Here is a 22,398-nt window from a genome sequence, read left to right as displayed (position 1 = left end):
ATAAAAAATGCTGGTTTTGAAATACACTTTCAAAAACCAACATTTTACTTGTTATTATTATAATTTTTTATCTTATTAAGGCTGGTTCAACCCATTTGAAAATTTTGGTTTCGTCTGGCAAAATTAATCTTTCTGAAATTTTTGCCATTCTTGCTGGTAATTTCATCAGATAATCTCTTGCTTTTTCTGCTTCGTCTGTAAGATTTGAAATTTTATCAATTTCCCATTTTTCAACTAATTTTTGTAAAATATCTACATAATCCGCAGCTGTGTATACTCCAATTTTTTGTGCAGAGTTGGAAAATTCTTCGAAAGCTGTACTTATTTTTTCTCCAGACTCTCTAAGAAAATGTGCCGGCATTGTAATTTTTTGTTTCATCATGTACTGAAAAGACAACATCATTTCAGACGGATCGACTTTAAATATTTGACTAACAAATTCAGAATAAGCGTGGTGATGACGCATTTCATCGCCAGCTATTAATCTGCAAATTTTTGACAACTTTGCATCGCCATATTTTTTGGCCAATTGCGAAACTCTGTTATGAGAAATATAAGTTGCTAGTTCTTGAAAACTGGTGTATACAAAATTTTTATAAGGATCCTTTCCTGTACCAATATCAAAACCATCAGCAATAAGGTGTTGCGTCGTAATTTCTACCTCGCGCATGTTTACTCTACCAGATAAATACAAGTATTTATTAAGTAAATCACCATGACGGTTTTCTTCTGCAGTCCAATGACGCACCCATTTAGACCACCCATTTCTGCCTTCGTTATCAACGCCTTCTACTTCCATCAACCATGATTCATAAGTTGGCAAAGCTTCTTCGGTAATGGTATCACCTACTAATACAACCCAAAAATCGTAAGGCAAATCTTTAGCTATTTCACGCAATTCTTTTACTTCATCAAAAAAAGATTCTTTTTCAGAATTAGGAAGCATGTCAGATGGTTGCCATATTTTTTCGGCTGGAATTAGAAATTGATCAACAAAACTATCGACATTTTTTTCTAGAAATTGCATTACTTCTAGACGAATATTTTTTATAGACATTAGTGTTTATTTTAGATTTACAACTGAAGCACAGTTAAATCAATTATTATTTTCAAAGTAGTTACAAATTTACGTGTATTAAATGGCATAACATAAGTTTTAACTAATGTTTGATACCTTTTACAACATTATCTTCTGTTTTTTTTATAATTTCTTCAAATGAAAAATCTTTTACAGCAATTGCCGGATGAATTATAAATTCTAATTTATTACCTAAACCCATTGGAAATGCACCAAATTTTACCATTTTCCAAGAATTATTAATCGAAATTGGAACAACATATGCCGATGGAGCATACTTGCATAAGATCTTAAGACCACTTTGTGCAAATTCCTTTGGTTTTCCAGTTTTACTTCTTGTTCCTTCTGGAAAAATTACTGCCGAACGATGGTGTAATTGAATGTATTCTGAAAGTTTTTTGATTTCGACTATAGCCGATTTAGGATCTTTTCTATCAATTAATACCGAACCGCCATTTCTCAGATTGTAAGAAACACTTGGCACACCTTTTCCTAATTCTTTTTTACTAACGAATTTGGCATGGAACTTTCTTAAAAACCAAATAATTCCAATAATGTCATACATACTTTGATGATTGGCAACAAATATAATTGGCACGCCTTTCGGGATGGAATCTCTATTTTTAAAAGAGTATGTTGTACCAAGCAAATTGGTGCATCTAACTAAAAAGAAATTTAAATAATCCACACTTTTTTTATGCGCTTGATATCCGAAAATATTTAAGCATATCCATTGAATGGGATGAAAAATCACCAGAAACAAACCAAAACACAGGTAATAAATAACAGATATTGGATAGGAAATAAGTTTTTCCATAATTAAAATTTATTGCTTGCAAAAATAACTAAAATATTTATTTTAGGATTTTAAAAAAATAATATTTCTTTTAAATCCTTCATATTTAGTTCTTTTTAGTGCTGAATTTTTAAATATTTTTCTAAAAGTATCTTCTGTAATCTCTTCCCAATCTTTTTTTGAATACGATAGCAATTCTGGATTTGGATTAAATAGCGGTTCATTGTGCGGTTTAGAAAACTTATTCCATGGGCAAACATCTTGACAAACATCGCAACCAAATGACCAATCATCAAATTTACCTTTCATCTCTGACGGTATGTTATCTTTTAATTCAATCGTAAAATACGAAATACATTTACTACCATCTACAACATAAGGTGCAACTATTGCTTCTGTTGGACAAGCGTCTATGCATGCAGTACACGTTCCACAATGATCGGTAGTTGGATGGTCATAATCCAATTCTAAATCAATTATTAATTCGGCAATAAAATAAAAAGAACCTACCTTTTGTGTGATTAAATTACTGTTTTTCCCAATCCAACCAAGTCCACTTTTTGCTGCCCAAGCTTTGTCTAAAACTGGAGCAGAATCAACAAAGGCTCGACCTGAAACTTCTCCTATCTCAGTTTGAATTGTATGTAATAATTCTTTTAGTTTTTCCTTAATTACATAATGATAATCTTGACCGTAAGCATATTTGGAAATTTTATAACTATCTGGATTTTGTTCTTCCGAAGGATAATAGTTTAATAATAAGGAAATAACACTTTTGGCGCCATCAACCAAAAGGGTTGGGTTCAATCGCATGTCAAAATGATTTTCCATGTAAGCCATTTGCCCATGGTGATTTTTATTGAGCCAATTTTCTAATCTTGGTGCTTCTTCTTCTAGAAAACCAGCTTTAGAAATTCCACAAGAAATAAAGCCGAGTCTTTTGGATTCGGCTTTTATTAATCGTGCATATGTTTCTTTTTTACTCAAATCTATAATACTATTGGTAATTCGATATAAAATCAACTGTTTAGATAAGACGCTAAAACAAACCGCCTTGAATATTGGTTTTGATTTTTCCTAAATGTTTGTATGCTTTTTCGGTAACTTCTCTACCTCTAGGAGTTCGCATTATAAAACCTTCTTGAATTAAAAAGGGTTCATAAACTTCTTCGATAGTTTCTGCACTTTCTGAAACCGCAGTGGCAAGAGTAGATAAACCTACTGGTCCACCTTTGAACTTATCAATGATGGTTGTTAAAATCTTGTTGTCCATTTCATCTAAACCGTGTGCGTCAACATTCAAAGCTTTTAGCGAAAATCTAGCTATTTCAATATCAATTTTACCGTTTCCTTTGATTTGTGCAAAATCTCGAACACGACGTAAAAGCGCATTTGCAATACGTGGTGTTCCTCTACTCCTACCTGCAATTTCTATTGCAGCTTCCATCGTAATAGGCATTTTTAATATTGATGAACTACGTTGAACTATTGTAGTTAGAAGTTCAGTATTGTAATATTGCAATCTTGATTGAATTCCAAATCTTGCCCTCATAGGAGCTGTAAGTAATCCAGAGCGAGTTGTAGCACCTACAAGAGTAAATGGATTTAAATTAAGCTGTACTGTTCTAGCATTTGGCCCAGATTCAATCATGATGTCAATCTTGAAATCTTCCATCGCTGAATATAAATATTCTTCTACGATTGGACTTAGTCGGTGAATTTCGTCAATAAACAAAACGTCTCTTTCTTCAAGATTAGTTAATAAACCAGCTAAATCTCCAGGCTTGTCTAAAACAGGACCAGAAGTTATTTTAATTCCAACACCCAGTTCGCTAGCGAGTATGTTTGCTAATGTAGTTTTACCTAATCCAGGCGGACCATGAAATAAAGTATGATCTAAAGCTTCACTTCTTTGATTGGCAGCTTCTACAAAAACTTTAAGATTTTCTAAAACTTGTTCTTGACCAGTAAAATCATCAAAAGATAAGGGTCTTAACTTTTTTTCAAGGTCAAGTTCATCAGTATTGAAACTTTTATTAGTAGGATCTAAATTTTCATTCATAATACAAATATAAAGCAAAGTTTATCATCAAAATAAAAATGCCTTCCAAAAATGAAAGGCATTTATTATAATGAATTAATAATCTTAGTGATGTAAAACTTCTTCTCCTGGTTTCAAAGGAATATTTTGTGGTACAAAATCTTCATCATGACCTGGTTTACTGTAATCATATGGCCATCTATGAACTTCTGGAATTTCTCCAGGCCAGTTTCCGTGAATGTGCTCAACAGGCGCAGTCCATTCCAAAGTATTTGATCTCCAAGGATTTTGAACTGTTTTCTTACCGTAAAACATACTGTAAAAGAAATTGAACAAGAAAACAACTTGGAATACACCACCTACAAGAGCAAACATCGTGATGATTACGTTAACATCAGCTAAATCATCGAATAATGGGAAATTGGTATTAGTATAATAACGTCTTGGTAAACCAGCCATTCCAATAAAGTGCATTGGGAAGAATACACCATAAGCACAAATTGCAGTTACCCAAAAGTGAGCATAACCTAAATTTTTATTTAACATTCTACCAAACATTTTAGGATACCAGTGGTAAATTCCAGCAAACATTCCGTAAAGAGCAGAAATACCCATTACTAAGTGAAAGTGTGCTACAACGAAATAAGTGTCATGAACGTTAATATCTAATGTACTGTCACCAAGAATAATTCCTGTTAAACCTCCAGTAATAAAGGTGGAAACTAATCCGATAGAAAATAACATTGCTGGATTTAATTGTAGATTACCTTTCCATAAAGTAGTAATGTAATTAAAAGCTTTTACAGCAGAAGGTATTGCGATTAACAGTGTTGTAAAGGTAAATACTGAACCAAGAAATGGATTCATACCAGAAATAAACATGTGATGACCCCAAACTATCGTTGATAAAAATGCAATTGCAAGAATTGACATGATCATCGCTCTGTAACCGAATATTGGCTTACGAGAGTTAGTAGCAATAATTTCAGAAGTAATACCTAAAGCAGGGAGTAAAACTATATATACTTCTGGGTGACCTAAAAACCAAAACAAGTGTTCGAATAATACTGGAGAACCACCTTGATAGTTTAATACTTCACCAGCAATATAGATGTCTGATAAGAAAAATGAAGTTCCAAAACTTCTATCCATTATTAGTAATAATGCAGCTGATAATAATACTGGAAAAGAAACAATACCAATAATAGCCGTTACGAAAAATGCCCAAATTGTTAATGGCATTCTTGTCATAGACATTCCTTTTGTTCTAAGGTTGATTACAGTTACAACATAATTTAATGAACCCATTAAAGAAGATGCAATAAAAATTGCCATAGATACTAACCAAAGTGTCATACCTAATCCTGAACCAGATATTGCTTGTGGCAAAGCGCTCAAAGGAGGATAAATAGTCCATCCTGAAGAAGCAGGTCCTGATTCGATAAATAATGAGGAAATCATAATCACACTAGAAAGAAAGAACAACCAGTATGATAACATATTCATAAATCCAGATGCCATATCTCGAGCACCCAACTGAAGTGGTATAAGTAAATTACTAAAAGTTCCACTTAATGCAGCAGTAAGGACGAAAAAGACCATTATGGTACCATGAATGGTAATTAATGACAAATAAGTTTCATTAGTCATAACTCCTTCTGGAGCCATTCTTTCACCTAAGAAAAAACTAAAAACCTTGAATGACTGTTCAGGCCATGCTAATTGCATTCTGAATAATAAAGACATTCCAACACCTATAATTCCCATAACAATACCAGATATAAGGTATTGCTTAGCAATCATTTTGTGATCAATACTAAAAATATATTTAGTAATGAATGTGTCTTTGTGATGGTGTTCTTCATGATGAGCATCGTGAGCATGACTATCATGTTCAGAATGATCATTGATATTGATCGCGGCATTATATTGATCTTGACTCATAACAATTATTATAATATATCTACAAAATTATTTCATTACAACGGCTTTTGCAACTATTGTTTCAGTTTTAACGGATGTTGAATCTTTTTTCACTGAACCATCTTTTGAAGTTGCCTCTTCAGTAGTAGCTTTTTTAACAGCACTTACTACCGTTTCTTTTTCTTTTAACCACTTTTTATAATCCTCTGGCGTATCTACAACAATTTTCATTTGCATATTGTAGTGAGAAGCTCCACAGATTTTATTACACAACAATAAAAAGTCAAATGTATAAGGATCTAAAGCAGGCTTACCATCAGCAACAAGTTGAACACTTTTCTTATTACGAATAGCATTTATGGTTGCTACCTTCTCTGTCATTGCATCAGTGTTTCTCATTTCAGAGGTAGTCATCGTAGGTGTAAAAGCAAATTGAGTAACCATACCAGGAACACAGTTCATTTGTGCTCTGAAGTGAGGCATATAGGCTGAGTGCAACACGTCTTGCGAACGCATTTTGAATAATACTTTTTTACCTTTAGGAATATGTAATTCATCAGTAACTTTATCATCTTGTGCGTTAGGATCAGATAAATCTACTCCTAAAGTATTTACACCTTCAATATATCTTACATTCGCTTTTCCAAGAACGTCATCTTCACCTGAATATCTAGCAGCCCATTTAAATTGTTGTGCATAAAGTTCGATTACGATAGGTTTCTCTTCTTCTTCATTTACAAACATAATGTCATTCCAAGCGTACAATCCGTAGAAAATTAAAACAGCAAGAACAATAGCTGGAATCGAACTCCAAATAAACTCTAATTTATTATTATCTGCGAAATAAGTAGCTTTCTGACCTTCACGACCTCTATACTTAAAAGCAAAATAATGTAATAATGCCTGAGTTATTGTTTGTACAATAAAAATCATGATCATCGATATCCACATCAACTGATCGACGTCTTTTCCATGCTCTGACGCTGCATTATCCATTAATGGAAAATGACCGAACTTAACACAACAGTAGATTGTAGTTATGTAGATAAAAATTAAAAAAGCAAACATTAGGTAACCGTTTACCTTATTGTCTTTATCGTTCGCCACTTGAGAATTATCACTGGCTTTACCAACTTGAGTTAGATCGAATATTTTAGTTAATTGCCACAAAGCAATTGATAATAAAACTAAAACAAGAAGTATCAATAAACTATTCATTTTTTGTTAACTTTAAATATTAATAGTGAAAATGTTCGCTTTCTTCAATAAAAGGATTTCGTTTTGGAGTAAGAGGTGCTTTAGATAAAGCTGTGAATACAACAAAGATAAACAATCCAAGGAAGAAAAGTACTGATGCAATTTCTGATACCCCGATAAACCATCTGTCACCAACTGTTGCAGGCATAATCATATTGAAGAAATCAATATAATGTCCACATAAAATTACAACTCCAGCTCCAACAATAATTGGCGCGATTCTTTTGAAATCAGTATTAATTAATACTAATATAGGGAAAATAAAGTTCATAACTACCGCTCCAAAGAATGGTAAATTATAGTGTTCAATTCTAAATTTGAAGTACGTTACTTCTTCAGGAATATTTGCATACCAAATAAGCATAAACTGTGAGAACCACAAATAAGTCCAGAATACACTTATACCAAACATAAATTTAGATAGATCATGAATATGGCTTGAATTTACATTTTGTAAATATCCTTTAGATTTTAAATATAAAGTTACCATTGAAATGGTTGTAATTCCGCTCACAAAGAAACTTGCGAAAACATACCAACCGTATAAAGTACTGAACCAATGTGGATCAAAAGACATAATCCAATCCCAAGACATAATAGACTCAGTTACAATAAAGAAAACTAAAAACGCAGCTGATAATTTGAAATTCTTCTTATAAAAAGTATTATCATTAGCCTCATCTTGCGCTAAACAATTTTTTCTAGATAAATGACGGTATAGATTCCATCCAATTAAGAAAACAGCAGCTCTTATTAACCAAAAAGTTACGTTCAAGTATCCTGATTTACCAGCAATTAATTTATCATAATTTACATTACCAACTTCTGTAATACCCTCTTTCATCCATACAAATAGATGATTGAAATGAAAACCCGAAAGTACTAATAAAACGAAAAATATAATTGAACCTGGAAGCAAGTAAGCTGTTATAGCTTGCATTACTCTAAATAAAACTGGAGACCAACCTGCTTGTGCGACTTGTTGAATTGCGTAGAATGCCAATGCTCCTAAAGAAACCAACATAAAAAAGATACAAGCAACATATAATGCAGCCCAAGGCTTATTTTGTAATTGATGAAAAACGTGCTCTACATGTTCGGCATGTTCTTCTTCATGTGAAACTTCAGCATGTGCATCAGATTTTGCATCATGATGAGCAGCTGCAACTTCATGTTTTTCCTCAGTTTTTGCTTCAGCTACTACTTCTGATTTTGTAGCTAATGTATCTACAACATTTGCAACTTCTTCTGTTTTTGTCGAAGCAGAATCACTAACTACAGCAGGTGCAACTTCTTCTGAATGTGCTGGTGTAGCTTCATGCTTTGCATCGGCTTTTTCTTCGTGATGTGCTGGAGTTGCTTCATGATGTGCCGCAGCTGAACCGTGACCACCATGTTCTGCAGCTTCTTTTTCAAGAATTGCTTCAACTTCTTTAATATCTTTTGGTGCAGTAAAAAAACCATATCCTATCCCAAGAACACCCAAAAGCATTAGGACAATGGAAATATTTTTTAATTTACTTGAAAATGTATACATATCTATAACAATGAGTTTGTTCTACAATTATAATTCGCCTTTAAGTTTCATTACATAAGCCGAAACCAACCAACGCTCTTCAGGATTTAATTGATTCGCATACGAACCCATAGAATTTAATCCAAAATTGATAACGTGGTTAACACTACCAGTTGTAATAACTCTATCAGCATAACTTGGCACTCCAAGGATTTTTTCTTGCTTCACCAGTTTACCTTTTCCATCTCCTGCATTACCATGACAAATAGCGCAGTAAATTTCAAATAATTCTTGACCTTTTTTCATGTCTACCGCAGTAGAATCTAAAGGTGATTTAGAATTTAATTTTGCAGCTTCATAACCTTCGGTTGAATTAGCAAATTCGTAAGGAACATATCCTCTTTTAATAGTTCCGTTAGCAGGCAATTGACCATCTTTCCCTTTCAAACCATATGGTGAGTTGAATGCATCTGATTCTGAATAAGTTTCATATGCAACAGATTCATACATGTTTGGGAAATATTGATAGTTAGGTTTGTTGCTATCTTTGCACGACACAATAGATAAAACAGTTCCTAATACAAATGAAATTTTTAAAATACTTTTCATAACTTATTCCTTGTCAATTACTTTAACTTCAACTGCACCTGTATTTTTGAAAAAAGAAGTTAATTCCTCTTCATTATCATTTACAGCTACTTCCATCAAAAAGTGGTCATCAGTAGTTCTTACATCTGGATTCTCAGCATTTTTGAATGGCCATAATTTACTTCTCATATAAAAAGTTATTACCATTAAGTGAGCAGCGAAAAAAACTGTCATTTCAAACATTACTGGTACGAACGCAGGCATGTTCTGAATGTAACTCATACTTGGTTTTCCACCAATATCTTGTGGCCAATCGGTAATCATGATAAAATTCATCATTACTGTTGCAACTGTTAAACCTATGCATCCATAAATAAAAGCACAAATTGCAAGCCTTGTTGGTGCTAAGCCCATTGCTTTATCCAATCCGTGAACAGGAAAAGGCGTATAAACTTCCTCAATATGATGATGTGCTTTTCTGGCTTGCTTTACAGCATCCATTAGAATATCATCATCATTGTATATAGCGTGTATTACTTTATTACTCATAACAATACTAATGTTTATCTGAATGATTATTTCCTTCTAATTCTCTTTTCTTTTTATAATTTTCTCCAGAAGATTTCAAAATAGTTTTAACCTCTGCTTGTGCAATAACTGGGAAAGTTCGTGCATATAACAAAAATAATACAAAGAAGAATCCGATGGTTCCTATGAAAATTCCAATATCTACAAACGTTGGAGAGAACATTGTCCAAGAAGATGGAAGATAATCTCTATGTAATGAAGTTACGATAATTACGAAACGCTCAAACCACATTCCAATATTTACAACAATTGATATAACAAAAGAAAACATGATACTAGTTCTCAATTTTTTAGACCACATGAACTGAGGAGAAAATACATTACATGTCATCATTGCCCAATAAGCCCAAGCGTAAGGACCAGTTGCTCTGTTTAAGAAAGCATACTGTTCGTATTCAACACCAGAATACCAAGCCACAAATAATTCTGTAATGTAAGCAACACCAACTATAGAACCTGTAATCATGATTACAATATTCATTAATTCTATGTGCTGCAATGTGATATATGCTTCTAGATTTGATACTTTTCTCATAATAATAAGAAGCGTATTTACCATTGCAAATCCTGAGAAAACCGCACCAGCAACGAAGTAGGGTGGGAAAATGGTTGTATGCCAACCTGGAACTACTGAAGTAGCAAAGTCAAATGATACAATGGTGTGCACAGAAAGTACAAGTGGTGTAGCTAATCCAGCTAACACTAGAGATACCTCTTCAAAACGTTGCCAATCTTTAGCTCTTCCACTCCAACCAAAACTAAGGATTGAATATATTTTTTTATTGAAAGGAGTTACTGCTCTATCTCTAAGCATTGCAAAATCTGGAAGTAATCCTGTCCACCAGAAAACTAGTGAAACTGAAAGATATGTAGAAATTGCAAATACGTCCCAAAGTAATGGTGAGTTAAAATTTACCCAAAGAGATCCGAATTGATTTGGTATTGGAACAACCCAATACGCCAACCATGGACGACCCATGTGTATAATTGGAAACAAACCAGCTTGTACAACAGAGAAAATTGTCATTGCTTCTGCTGAACGGTTAATCGCCATTCTCCATCGTTGACGGAAAAGAAGTAATACTGCCGAGATTAATGTTCCAGCGTGACCAATACCAACCCACCAAACGAAGTTAGTAATATCCCAAGCCCAACCAACTGTTTTATTTAAACCCCAAGAACCAATTCCGGTTGATATGGTATAAATTATACAGCCAACTCCCCAAAGGAAAGCTATTAATGCTATAGTAAAAACGGTCCACCATTGTTTATTTGCTTTTCCTTCAACAGGAGCAGCAACATCAACTGTTATATCATGATAACTTTTATCACCTATAACTAAAGGTTTTCTAATGGGTGCTTCGTAGTGAGACGACATATTCCTTTATTATTTATTCTTAATTAATTTTTTTTACTAGGTATTTCTAACTTTAACGTGATAAATCACATTTGGTTTAGTTCCAACATGCTCTAACAAATGATACATTCTATTATCTTGAGCTAGTTCTGCAACTTTTGATTTTTTATCGTTAACATCTCCAAATACCATTGCTCCAGAAGAACAAGCAGCTGAACATGCAGTTTGGAATTCTCCATCTTTAATTTCACGACCATCACGTTTTGCATCCAAAATAGTTTTTTGTGTCATTTGAATACACATAGAACATTTTTCCATTACTCCACGAGAACGAACGTTTACATCTGGATTGATTACCATACGTCCTAAGTCATCATTCATATGGAAATCAAACTCACTGTTTTTGTTGTATAAGAACCAGTTGAAACGACGTACTTTATAAGGACAGTTGTTAGCGCAATAACGCGTACCAACACATCTATTGTAAGCCATGTGATTCTGACCTTGACGTGAATGTGATGTTGCAGCAACAGGACAAACAGTTTCACAAGGTGCGTGATTACAATGTTGACACATTACCGGTTGGAAGGCAACTTGTGGATTGTTAGCAGGACTTTCCATCTCACCAAAACCACCTAATGAACCTTTATCTCCAAATAATCCGTCGAAGTTTTCTTTTTTCTCATTATCTCCAGCAAAAGTATCTTCAGAAGAATAGTATCTGTCAATACGCAACCAGTGCATATCTCTACTTCTTCTTACTTCAGATTTCCCTACTACAGGAACGTTATTTTCGGCATGGCACGCGATAACGCAAGCTCCACAACCTGTACAAGCATTTAAATCTATAGATAAATTGAAATGGTGACCCACTGAACGGTCAAACGATTCCCATAAATCTACTTTAGTAGCTTCAACTTCTTTGTGATCTAAAGAAACCATTGGAACTGGATTCCACTCTTTAGCATTTTTAGTATTAAAAATTTCTAAAGTAGTCTCTTTAACGATATCACCTCTACCCATAAGGGTTTTCTGAGATTGAACACAAGCAAATTCATGTTCACCTGAAGCTTTTGTGATTTTAACCGACTGAACATTATTAAAATTATTATATAATGAGTACGCATTAATACCTACTTGCATCACTTCTTTTAATCCGGCTTTTTTTCCATAACCAAGAGCAAAACCAACTGTTCCAATGGCCTGACCTGGTTGAACAATTACTGGAACTTGCTCTAATTTAACTCCATTTACAGTTAAATCAGCATAACTTCCATTTAAACCACCGTTTGCAACAATACTATTTTCTAATCCTAATTTCTTAGCATCAGCAATAGAAACAGTAACATAATTATCCCAAGAAACTCTTGTAATTGGATCTGGAAATTCTTGTAACCATGGGTTATTTGCTTGCTGACCATCTCCTAAACCAGTTTTAGTATATAAAACCAATTCGAAATCGGCACCAGCTTTTGAACTTGCTAAAGCAGAAGCCGCACCGCTATAATCAGCAGTACCACCAGCAACAGCTGAAGCTCCAGTTACTAAAACTCCATCGTGCAATACTTTATTCCAAGAACTTGTTCCTAAAACAGAAGCCGCATTTCCTTTGATATAATCGTAGTAATTTCCAGGAATTCCATTCCAAGACATTAACGCTTCTTGGAATTGTTTTGTATTAAATAATGGACGAATCGTAGGTTGAGTTAAAGAATAAGTTCCTTTAGTCAAAGTATGATCATTCCAAGATTCTAAATAATGAGGTGCAGCAGCAGCAATTGTAGTTAATTCAGCAGTTTCATCTTCTTTCAAAGAAAAAGTTACCGATAATGGCACCCTTTTCAAACCGCTCACAAATGCTTTACTATCTGCTAATGTATAAACAGGATTAACACCGCTCATAATTAATGCGTGAACACTTCCAGCATTCATATCCGCAATTAATTGAGCCACTTTTTCGTTAGATCCTTTTCTTATTAATCTAGCTCCAACTCCAACAAATGCTTCACTTGCTAAAACTTGGTTTATTGCCAATACTAATAATTGTGCATTTTTATCTTGAATACCAGAAACTAATACACCTTTACTTCCAGCAGCTTTTAATTGATTACCTGCTTTTATAACTTCAGCTTCGTTCTCAATTTTACCTGTTGGGATATTAGAATTAGTAACAATATTATATATTTTAACTAACGCTTGTTTTTGACTTGCAACAGTCATTGGAACTCTTTTATCAGCCGCAGCACCAGTTAAAGTCATATTAGCTTCAAACTGAAAATGCTTAGTCATTTTTCCAGATTTAGGAACTCTAACTAGAGCGAAACCTGAATCAAAACCACCACCTTGCCAATCTCCAAGGAAATCTGCATTTAAACCAACAATAACTCCTGTTGCTTTCGAAAAATCATAATCAACTAATGCTCTTTCACCGTAAACAGCTTCGTAAGCATCCAATGCAGTAGATTCTGAAACAGAATCATAAACTACATGTTTAGCAGTAGGATTTATTGAAATAAAATCAGCAATTAACTTTTCAGTAGATGGGCTTGCAAGAGTATTTGTTAACAATACAACTTGTTTGCCATTTGCAGATTTTAAACCTTTTTTGATTTCAGCATCTACATCAGACCAAGAAGCGCTTTTCGCTTTAATCTTTGGCGATTTTAAACGCATACTATCATATAAAGACAATACTGAAGCATGAACTCTTGCATTAGCAGCAAATTTAGCTCCGCTTAAAGTATTATTTTCTATTTTGATTGGACGACCTTCACGCGTTTTTACCAAAAGATTTGCAAAATCAAATCCGTCAAACATAGTAGTTGCATAATAATCAGCAACACCAGGAATAATAGTTTCTGGTTGCACTACATAAGGAATAGATTTATGTACTGGACCTTCACAAGCAGCTAACGAAGCAGCTGCAGTAGTGAAACCAACATACTTAAGGAAATCTCGGCGCGTAGTTGATGAAGATGATAATGAGCTATCAGAAAGAAATTCATCTGTTGGAATTGCTTCAACGAATTCATTATTTCTTAGCGTCTCAACAATAGAACTATTTTCGTTTAGTTCTTCAACACTTTTCCAGTATTTTTTGTTAGATGACATCGTATATAAATATTAGCTTCTTAATAATTTGATTAATAGTGGCATTTACCACATTCTAAACCTCCCATTTGTGCTGCAGTCAATTTGTCTACACCATATTTTTTAGAAAGTTCATCGTGAATTTTAGTATAGTAAGCGTTACCTTCCATTTTAACTTCTGTTTCACGGTGACAATTAATACACCATCCCATTGTTAACGGTGCAAATTGTTTTTGAATTTCATACGTTTGAACTGGACCATGACATTTCTGACATTCAATTCCAGCAACAGTTACGTGTTGCGAGTGATTAAAATAAGCAAAATCAGGTAAGTTATGAATACGAACCCATTTTACTGGTTCCGTTTTTCCTGTATATTTCTGAGTTGTTTTATCCCAACCAACTGCATTGTATAATTTTTGAATTTCTCCATCATAAAAAGCTTTAGAGTACTCAGCAGTTGCAGTCGTATCAGAAACTTGAGCGATACTTTTATGACAGTTCATACACACATTAAGCGAAGGAATTCCAGCGTGCTTACTTACACGAGCCGATGAGTGACAGTATTTACAATCAATACCATTGCTACCTGCGTGAATTCGGTGAGAATAATGAATAGGTTGAATTGGCGCGTAATCTTGATCTACACCAACCTGCATGAAGAATCCATAAACAAAATAACCACTTGCAAGCAATAAGAATATAGCCGAAACTAAAAGTAAAAATTGATTTTTAACAAATGCTCTTGGTATGTTTAGGAAGTCTATTTTTTTATCCGCTACTTCAATTCCATTAGCTTTAGCAACTTTAGTTAAAACATTATTAACTAAAAATAACATTACTACTAAAATCAACATTACGATTGATAAAGCACCAAGTATTACATCATTAGAAATACCTGTGGTTTGACCTTTCACTCCTGGAGGCAAAGCGCTTGCTCCTCCATTAGGAGGTAACGGCTCAGCTTTTGGAGTATCAGTATATGCAAGAATATTATCAATATCAGCATTTGTCAATTCAGGAAAAGCAGTCATTACAGACGGCTTGTATTCTTCCCAAAGTTTAACAGCATCTGCATCACCAGATTTAATCATAGCTGAACTGTTTTTTATCCAAGGATAAAACCAGTCTTTTTTATGTCTTCCAGTAACACCTCTTAATGCTGGACCTGTCATTTTGTTATCTAAATTATGACAAGCTGCACATTTAGAATTAAACAATTCTTTTCCTTTTACCGCATCTCCGCCAGCAGCTGCAACTGGAGCAGCCGCAACAGCAGCAGGTGCCGCAGCTGGTGCTTGTTCTTGAGCAAATGTAGACATTGAGAATGTTAGCACTAAGGCTAAACCTAACGAGTAAATTCTTGAAATCGAATTATGGTTTCCCACTTTTTTCATATTATAAATGATTATCGACTAATTTTTGGTATGATTTTTTCTAAGTACTAGAAGTAAATCAGTTCGTCTTTTTTTAAAACTTGCACAAAAATACGACTTCTGTACTATTCTCAAAACCTTAAATATATCTTAATTACCAATTTATATTAATTCTAAATAATATTATTAATTTTGTATCTTCTTAGAAGTAGTACATTTGCATTAAAATCAATTAATTATGAACACATTTTCTTTTAAAACAGCTAAATTTTACTCAATTTTAATTCTATTCTTTTTACATTTTAACATTGTAAAAGCACAAAACGTTACGCTTTCTGAAGATTCAAAATTTGAACAATTACTTTCAGAAAAGAGAAAACTAAACAGTTCAATTACAGTAAATAACCAATATAAAATTCAAATTTTTAACGGTTCAAGTGATGAATCGAAAAAGGTTTTAATACAATTTAAAAGAGAAAATAAAAATTTAGACGGCACTATTGTTTTTAGTACACCAGCATACAAAGTTTGGGTTGGAAATTTTAAAACAAGAATTGAAGCAGAACGAAATCTAAATTCTATGAAGAAAAAATATCCAAATGCAATAATTATCAAACCTAATCGATAATAGTATATAGCGATTAGTTTTGCGTCCAACAATCTTCAACATGATCGTTAATCATGCCTGTTGCTTGTAAAAAAGAATACACAACTGTGGAACCAACAAACTTAAAACCACGCTTTTTTAAATCTTTGCTAATGCTATCCGATAATTGGCTTGTTGCTGGTAATTCTTTGATAGATTTCCTATTAGTACGAAGCGGCTTTCCATCAAAAAAATTCCAAATATAAACTGAGAAACTACCAAATTCTTTCTGAATATTTATAAAAGCAACAGCATTTGAAATCGAAGCCTTAATTTTTAATTGGTTTCTAATAATTCCGACGTCTTCCATTAACTCCTGAACTTTCACATCATCATATAATGCGATTCTTAAATAATCGAATTGATCAAAAGCAACTTTAAAATTTTCTCTTTTTTTTAGGATAGTATACCAACTTAATCCAGCTTGAAAGGTTTCTAGAATCAAAAACTCAAATAATACAGCATCATCATGCACTGGTCTACCCCATTCTTCATCATGATATTTTCTGTACAAATCGTCTTTTTCGCACCAACTACATCTAATTTTGGAATCCATAACTTAATTTTTATGAATGTATCTTTCGATAATAGAATGGCCTAAATAAACTAATGGTGTCAAACAAACTGCTAAAATTAATTTAACAAAATAACCTGTAAAAGCCGACGCAATATACGTTGGAGTATCAATCTTACCGGTCATCCAAAAGGCTATTCCTAAAACTATAAAGCTATCAAACAACTGCGAGATTACTGTTGAACCTGTACTCCGAAGCCAAATCATCTTAGCTCCAGTTTTGTTTTTAAAGAAATGAAAAACGGTTACATCTATTAATTGTGATACTAAAAAAGCAGTGATACTTCCGACAATAATCCACATACTTTGCCCAAATACACCATTAAATTGTTCGTCTGAAACCAAGCCATCGCCTACAACAGCCGGTATTTTTAATGCAAAAAACAAAAGCACAAAGCAATAGGCAATTAAGCAAGCCGTAATTATCGATAGTTTTTTTACTCCTTTTTCCCCAAAGTATTCGTTGATTAAATCGGTAGTTATGAATACAACTGGCCAAGGTAAAATTCCGACACTCATTACATAAGGTCCAACATAAATTAGTTTGCTACCTATAAGTTCCGCAACAATAGCATTGGTAATGAATATTCCAGCAAGCACTACATATACTAAGTCTTTTTTAGTTTGAAACATCTTTAATAAATTAAATCTTAATCTTCGTACTCGTCAAACAAGTAATTACCTTCCTCTTCTTTTTGCTTTTCAAATGAAGCTCGATAATGCGTTTCATTTTTTGATTGTGTAATCAACGTTTGATATGTTTTCGATACATCATCTTCTTCATTAATTTCAGATGAAGATAATACCTGATAAGCCAATGGATTTATCTTTCCGTTTTCAACAATAAAAGCTATTGGATAAAGCGTTTTTTTAGACAATTCGTCCTTTTCTACTTTCCTTTCAATTTCAAAGAAATAGTAAATTATGTCTTTGTTGTTATAGACATCCAATTTTTTTTCTAAAAGTGAAATGGCATCTTTTTGTTTTAAACTTTCAAAATTTACAACAGCAGCTTCGGCAATTTCATCATCTGAAATCGAATTCAATAACACAGTTTTATTTTTATACAACAATAACTGAACAACGATGTATCGGTTTTTTGGATTTGCAAGTGCTTCTTGCATTTCTTTATCAGATAAGGTATTGTTTATGATTCCCAAACGAAGCAACTCAACGTTCAATTGAGGTAGATTGAGTGATTTTATTTTTGCAAACAAAGTTTTAGTAGCTTCATCTTGTGGAAACCTAGACAACAAATTCATATAATTAATTAAATCGGTGACAGGTGCATCTCCAGTTTCAACCTCTTCGGTATAATCTTTAATAGCGTTGTCAACCACATCCTCAGCTTCAGCACTAAGGTCTTCTGTTTCAGAACCAGACTCTTCATCTGTAATCTTCTCTACAGCAGTAACTACATTAGATTCAGCATCTTCGTCCTCTTCTATTGGATTTTTCTGTTTCCAGCTTAACGTACGTTTGTATTCAAGTTTGGCATTAGTTGTACAAATCTTCTTGTACGAATTTAATTTTTTAGAATTGATTACATTGGCATCGAAAAGCTTGTTACAAAAACTCAAAATTGGAACATTGTATTCTTTGATACTGTAAAACTGAAATATTTTAGGAAACAATTCTTTACTGTTTTGAACATCTTTTTCAAATACTCCGAACAAGTTAATAATATCATATTCGTTATCCGAAATAGGCAAATCGTATTCTAGTAATTCAATAATTTTTTTATATCCTAATTTAGATTTCTGACCAGCCAAAGCAGTTAATATACTAATTTGAATAGTTGTTTTTACCGTTTCACTTTTATATTTTTTCTCTAAATACGGAATTACCCTATTATCTTCTACAGCGCCAATTTTTTCAATTAACGACTCAATGGCATTGGTTTCGCTCTCTTTAAATTGAAAAGTGTCAATAAAATTGGTTATCTTTTCGAAATCGTCTTTTCCTATTGCTAACTCGTATATAGATTTCATTGCAGAATACCGAAGAGTGTCATTTTCGCTTTTGGCATCTTCTAAAAATACATCTAATTTATCGTCAAATACTGAAGTTGCATTTTTATCTGTAAGGCTAAACGAATTGAAAGTAGACTCGATAAACGGGTCGTTATTGGCATAATTTCGGTCTACTAATGCTGATAATTCTGTTTTAGACTCTTCATTAAAAATTACTTTATACTTCACTGCTTGTGTTGCATGTTCTCGTGAAACCAAGGCATTAAAAACATGAACGTTTTTTTCTTTATCAAACGAACTAGACTCTTCTAAAATTTGATATTTATCTTCTTCAATTTCCAATAATTTGTCCCACTTGCTCGATGTGAAACCTTTTTTACTATTAAATCTGCCATCGAGCAAAGAAGTCGAATTGTACGTGTCAAATTCGTCTTCGTAATCATCGTAATTAACTTTACTTTCTTCGTGTAAAAAATGCTTTCTAATTTGTGTTTTAATCGAATCTAAATTCTTAATCGTTTCATATTTGTGATACTTATAAAACTCCAAGTCGACTGTAACTCCTGATTGGGAATTGAAAATTTGATTCACCGACTTAGACAAAAACTTATTTTTACTTTTAAAATTATCTTGGTCAATATCTAAAAAAAGTGTTTCGTTTTGTTTTTCAGGAATATCAATTTTGAATTTAGCAATAGTATCTGTGAACGTTTTTAATTTGGACGAATACTTAAATTTTTCTTCTTTAAACGAATCAAAAAACTTAGACGCATTTGTATCAGAAGCATTAATTGTTCCTAACAAGTAATATTTATTTCCGTTAATAATTGATTTTAAGCGTACTTTTTGATTTCCAATTTTTGATTCTGAAGCAAACGATTTTTTTACTTTATCGAAAGTTGTATTGGTCGAATCAATATCGTGTTGCAAATAAAACTCATAGTGAATTTGCTTTTGCTCAAACTCAGAATCCTCAAGAAAATTAGTATTATTCAAGGTGCGTTCAGTAACGAAATAATACCCTTTTTCTGTTGCATCAAATGCCTGAATTGAAACATTGGCGACAACATCTTCCGTATTTCCATAAACTGTATTAAATGACGGAACACTAACCGAAAAACCTCCTTTTATTGGAGAAATGTTATCCCAAGAATTTGAAAAAGATTTAATTTTTATATTATCAAATACTTCCTTTTCAAACTGTTTGGTATAATTGCCCGAACCTGTCATCGAAACAGTAATTAACTCTAAAGGTGTGATATAAAAACGCCAATGTTGTTTATTACCATTTTTAGTAGCATTTTTGATGTCGTAACCCACAAAGTTTTCTTCTTGAAAATAATTTTTCTCTAAAATTTCGCCCGCAATATTTTCAAAAAACAAGCTGTCTAAAGTTTTAGGATTGAACGATTCGTTTTTCTCATCCAAGAAAAAATTTATAGGAACACGTTTAATATTTATTGCACCGCCATTGGTAAAATCGGGCGAACCAACATTTTCTTGCGTTCGAATAATTTTTTTATTCAACGGCATTTTCAACATTCCATCGGTCGTGGTAACAACTTCAAAACCCGGATTAGGAAAAAAATCTTCGATGGTCTTTTTTTGCTTTTGACCATCGGTTGAGATTTCGTCAAAAATTGGTGTAAGTGTATATCCTTTATTTTTTAGCAATTGAATGATACCTTCTTTACCAGCCAAATGCGCTGCACCAACTGCCGAAAAAAGACTTCCTGTTTTTGCTAAAGAATCGATACTTTTAGTCATTACAATATTTCTATTGGTAATCATTATATCGAATGCTTTTTTAGACATCATGAGTTTGTAAATCGAATCAAGCATCACAATATCTTTCTCGCGATAATAGTCTCTCAAGGTTTCATTAAAATTGCCCGACTTCATAAGTTTGACAAGAAGCTCTCTGTTTCGTTCATCAGGTACAGCATCTTCTTGCTTGATTTTCATTATAGAAAGCATCGAACCTTTGGCACTTTCCAATCCCACAATACGTTTCTTATACTTTCTACCTGTTTGGTAAATAAACATATCCAAAACAGTATTTTCCTGAAAATCGGATTGCACACCTTCAACACCCGAAAGCATGCTTGTGAAATAATTATTATTTACAAATACCGATTTCAGTTCTTTTTTTACCAAAGGTTTTAAATAAAAGGTAGTGTAAAAATTGTAAGGCGCGTATAATTCAGCCGGCTTCATTAGCCCAATGATATCATCCCAAGTTTCAGGATCGCTTTCGTTGCTTACAATATCGGCACCGAGTAAATTTTTGAAAAACGCATCGCTCAAATGGTAAGAAACCTTGTCGTTTACATGCATTGTTCCATACAAGTACGATTTTTTTGCCAAGCCATTACCGGAAATTTCCCAAAAAAGGGTTTTTTCTTTCTGGGCGAATAGCAACGAAGAGAATAAAAATAGCGAAAGTAAGAGTGACTTTTTCAAAATAGCAGATTTTTTAAAACCAAATATAACAAAAAACCGCATTTCAATTAAGAAATGCGGTTTTTATATTTTAATTAAAAAAGCTAATTATCCTAAAGTAACTCTTTTGAAACCTGTAATTTCAACGTTGAATCCTTTAACGTAATCACCTACTTTTTTACTATCATCTTTAATGAAGTTTTGGTCAAGTAACGCTTTCTCTTGATCTAAAGTCGTATTGTCTGAAATGAAACGTTGCACTTTTCCAGGAAGAATTTTATCCCAAATTTGTTCTGGTTTACCTTCCGCTTTCAATTCAGCTTTAGCATCTTCTTCAGCTTGTTTTAAAACTTCTTCAGTCAATTGAGAGAACGAAATATATTTAGGAACATTTTTCAATGTTTTGCCTAAACGAGCCGCTTCTTCATTTTCTTTTTCAATAATAGCTATACGAGCATCCAATTCAGAAGCAACGAAAGCTGGATCAAAATCTTTGTAAGATAATGTATCAGCACCCATTGAAGCTACTTGCATTGAAACGTCTTTAGTTAAAGTCTCTGCGTTAGTAACCGCATCAGAAATTGCAGTTAAAGCAGCAATTTTATTAACGTGAACATACGATCCTACGAAAGCACCTTCTAAAATTTCAAAACCACCGATTTCAATTTTTTCTCCAATAACACCTGTTTGCTCAATTAGTTTTTCAGCAACTGTAATTCCGTTGAAATCTGAAGCTAAGAATTCTTCTTTAGAAGAGAAGTTAATTGCTTTTTCAACTAATTCTTTAGCTAAAGTAACGAAAGCTTCATTTTTACCTACGAAATCAGTTTCACAGTTTAGCGTAATAATTGCTCCTTTTGTTTTATCTGCATTGATGAAAGAAACTGCAGCACCTTCAGTAGACTCACGGTCAGAACGGTTTGCAGCAACTTTTTGCCCTTTTTTTCTAAGGTTTTCAATAGCTTTATCGAAATCTCCTTCAGCTTCAACTAAAGCTTTTTTACAGTCCATCATTCCGGCACCTGTAATTTGTCTTAATTTATTTACGTCTGCAGCAGTAATTGTTGCCATTTTGTTTTTATTTTTAAGATTAAAAATTTTTGTAAAAAAAGAAATTCCAATTATAAAATCCCAAATTCCAACTTTATTAAAT

Annotated in this window: 17 protein-coding genes; 1 reads left to right on the top strand and 16 read right to left on the bottom strand. The window is 33.1% G+C overall.

The window, feature by feature from the left end; translation table 11 throughout:
• Positions 1-67: 67 nt before the first annotated feature.
• The 12 genes from ACZ098_RS09045 to ACZ098_RS08990 form a co-directional block, all read right to left on the bottom strand.
• Complete coding sequence (locus ACZ098_RS09045; protein WP_487311431.1) at positions 68-1,057, bottom strand: acyl-ACP desaturase; 990 nt, start codon at positions 1,055-1,057, stop codon at positions 68-70.
• A gap of 103 nt (positions 1,058-1,160) precedes the next feature.
• A complete protein-coding gene (locus tag ACZ098_RS09040; RefSeq protein ID WP_487311430.1) occupies positions 1,161-1,895 on the bottom strand; it encodes a lysophospholipid acyltransferase family protein in 735 nt (244 codons plus the stop codon).
• 42 nt (positions 1,896-1,937) lie between these two features.
• Positions 1,938-2,897 (bottom strand): tRNA epoxyqueuosine(34) reductase QueG, encoded by a 960-nt coding sequence (gene queG, locus ACZ098_RS09035; RefSeq protein ID WP_487311429.1) that lies wholly within the window; start codon positions 2,895-2,897, stop codon positions 1,938-1,940.
• Between the two features lie 16 nt (positions 2,898-2,913).
• Entirely contained in the window at positions 2,914-3,936 is a 1,023-nt protein-coding gene (ruvB, locus tag ACZ098_RS09030; protein ID WP_487311428.1) for a Holliday junction branch migration DNA helicase RuvB, read from the bottom strand.
• Positions 3,937-4,020: 84 nt separating this feature from the next.
• Entirely contained in the window at positions 4,021-5,859 is a 1,839-nt protein-coding gene (locus ACZ098_RS09025; RefSeq protein WP_487311427.1) for a cytochrome c oxidase subunit I, read from the bottom strand.
• Positions 5,860-5,886: 27 nt separating this feature from the next.
• A complete protein-coding gene (locus tag ACZ098_RS09020) occupies positions 5,887-7,056 on the bottom strand; it encodes a cytochrome c oxidase subunit II (protein WP_487311426.1) in 1,170 nt (389 codons plus the stop codon).
• A gap of 19 nt (positions 7,057-7,075) precedes the next feature.
• Positions 7,076-8,632, bottom strand: a complete 1,557-nt coding sequence (locus ACZ098_RS09015; protein WP_487311425.1) for a quinol:cytochrome C oxidoreductase — start codon at positions 8,630-8,632, stop codon at positions 7,076-7,078.
• A 27-nt stretch (positions 8,633-8,659) separates the two neighbouring features.
• Positions 8,660-9,220 (bottom strand): c-type cytochrome, encoded by a 561-nt coding sequence (locus ACZ098_RS09010; RefSeq protein ID WP_487311424.1) that lies wholly within the window; start codon positions 9,218-9,220, stop codon positions 8,660-8,662.
• A 3-nt stretch (positions 9,221-9,223) separates the two neighbouring features.
• Positions 9,224-9,748: a DUF3341 domain-containing protein gene (locus ACZ098_RS09005; protein ID WP_487311423.1), complete on the bottom strand. Its 525-nt coding sequence runs from the start codon at positions 9,746-9,748 to the stop codon at positions 9,224-9,226.
• Between the two features lie 7 nt (positions 9,749-9,755).
• Positions 9,756-11,165 carry an NrfD/PsrC family molybdoenzyme membrane anchor subunit gene (gene nrfD / locus ACZ098_RS09000; RefSeq protein WP_487311422.1) on the bottom strand — a complete coding sequence of 470 codons (1,410 nt, stop codon included), beginning with the start codon at positions 11,163-11,165 and terminating at the stop codon, positions 9,756-9,758.
• Between the two features lie 36 nt (positions 11,166-11,201).
• Positions 11,202-14,255: a TAT-variant-translocated molybdopterin oxidoreductase gene (locus ACZ098_RS08995; protein ID WP_487311421.1), complete on the bottom strand. Its 3,054-nt coding sequence runs from the start codon at positions 14,253-14,255 to the stop codon at positions 11,202-11,204.
• Positions 14,256-14,287: 32 nt separating this feature from the next.
• Positions 14,288-15,631, bottom strand: coding sequence for a c-type cytochrome (locus ACZ098_RS08990; RefSeq protein WP_487311420.1), 1,344 nt, complete (start codon positions 15,629-15,631; stop codon positions 14,288-14,290).
• A gap of 217 nt (positions 15,632-15,848) precedes the next feature.
• On the opposite strand from ACZ098_RS08990, the gene ACZ098_RS08985 reads away from it, so the two are divergent.
• Positions 15,849-16,238 carry an SPOR domain-containing protein gene (locus ACZ098_RS08985; protein WP_487311419.1) on the top strand — a complete coding sequence of 130 codons (390 nt, stop codon included), beginning with the start codon at positions 15,849-15,851 and terminating at the stop codon, positions 16,236-16,238.
• A 13-nt stretch (positions 16,239-16,251) separates the two neighbouring features.
• Here ACZ098_RS08985 and ACZ098_RS08980 read toward each other — a convergent pair whose 3' ends face one another.
• The 4 genes from ACZ098_RS08980 to tsf all read right to left on the bottom strand — a co-directional run bounded on the left by ACZ098_RS08980 (position 16,252) and on the right by tsf (position 22,316).
• Entirely contained in the window at positions 16,252-16,812 is a 561-nt protein-coding gene (locus ACZ098_RS08980) for a DNA-3-methyladenine glycosylase I (protein WP_487311418.1), read from the bottom strand.
• Positions 16,813-16,815: 3 nt separating this feature from the next.
• A complete protein-coding gene (locus ACZ098_RS08975; RefSeq protein ID WP_487311417.1) occupies positions 16,816-17,463 on the bottom strand; it encodes a queuosine precursor transporter in 648 nt (215 codons plus the stop codon).
• Between the two features lie 17 nt (positions 17,464-17,480).
• Entirely contained in the window at positions 17,481-21,266 is a 3,786-nt protein-coding gene (locus ACZ098_RS08970; RefSeq protein ID WP_487311416.1) for a TraB/GumN family protein, read from the bottom strand.
• Between the two features lie 87 nt (positions 21,267-21,353).
• Positions 21,354-22,316, bottom strand: a complete 963-nt coding sequence (tsf, locus tag ACZ098_RS08965) for a translation elongation factor Ts (RefSeq protein WP_487311415.1) — start codon at positions 22,314-22,316, stop codon at positions 21,354-21,356.
• Between the last annotated feature and the right edge of the window lie 82 nt (positions 22,317-22,398).

This window comes from Flavobacterium sp. SP2 (assembly GCF_057626655.1).
This window is presented reverse-complemented; position numbering and strand designations above follow the sequence as displayed.

Coding starts and splice junctions, on each gene's coding strand:
- nrfD (WP_487311422.1), bottom strand. CDS start 11,165: ATGTCGTCTCACTACGAAGCACCCATTAGAAAACCTTTAGTTATAGGT.
- ACZ098_RS08990 (WP_487311420.1), bottom strand. CDS start 15,631: ATGAAAAAAGTGGGAAACCATAATTCGATTTCAAGAATTTACTCGTTA.
- ruvB (WP_487311428.1), bottom strand. CDS start 3,936: ATGAATGAAAATTTAGATCCTACTAATAAAAGTTTCAATACTGATGAA.
- ACZ098_RS09045 (WP_487311431.1), bottom strand. CDS start 1,057: ATGTCTATAAAAAATATTCGTCTAGAAGTAATGCAATTTCTAGAAAAA.
- ACZ098_RS09040 (WP_487311430.1), bottom strand. CDS start 1,895: ATGGAAAAACTTATTTCCTATCCAATATCTGTTATTTATTACCTGTGT.
- ACZ098_RS09015 (WP_487311425.1), bottom strand. CDS start 8,632: ATGTATACATTTTCAAGTAAATTAAAAAATATTTCCATTGTCCTAATG.
- tsf (WP_487311415.1), bottom strand. CDS start 22,316: ATGGCAACAATTACTGCTGCAGACGTAAATAAATTAAGACAAATTACA.
- ACZ098_RS09010 (WP_487311424.1), bottom strand. CDS start 9,220: ATGAAAAGTATTTTAAAAATTTCATTTGTATTAGGAACTGTTTTATCT.
- ACZ098_RS09020 (WP_487311426.1), bottom strand. CDS start 7,056: ATGAATAGTTTATTGATACTTCTTGTTTTAGTTTTATTATCAATTGCT.
- ACZ098_RS08975 (WP_487311417.1), bottom strand. CDS start 17,463: ATGTTTCAAACTAAAAAAGACTTAGTATATGTAGTGCTTGCTGGAATA.
- ACZ098_RS08980 (WP_487311418.1), bottom strand. CDS start 16,812: ATGGATTCCAAAATTAGATGTAGTTGGTGCGAAAAAGACGATTTGTAC.
- ACZ098_RS08985 (WP_487311419.1), top strand. CDS start 15,849: ATGAACACATTTTCTTTTAAAACAGCTAAATTTTACTCAATTTTAATT.
- ACZ098_RS09005 (WP_487311423.1), bottom strand. CDS start 9,748: ATGAGTAATAAAGTAATACACGCTATATACAATGATGATGATATTCTA.
- ACZ098_RS08995 (WP_487311421.1), bottom strand. CDS start 14,255: ATGTCATCTAACAAAAAATACTGGAAAAGTGTTGAAGAACTAAACGAA.
- ACZ098_RS09025 (WP_487311427.1), bottom strand. CDS start 5,859: ATGAGTCAAGATCAATATAATGCCGCGATCAATATCAATGATCATTCT.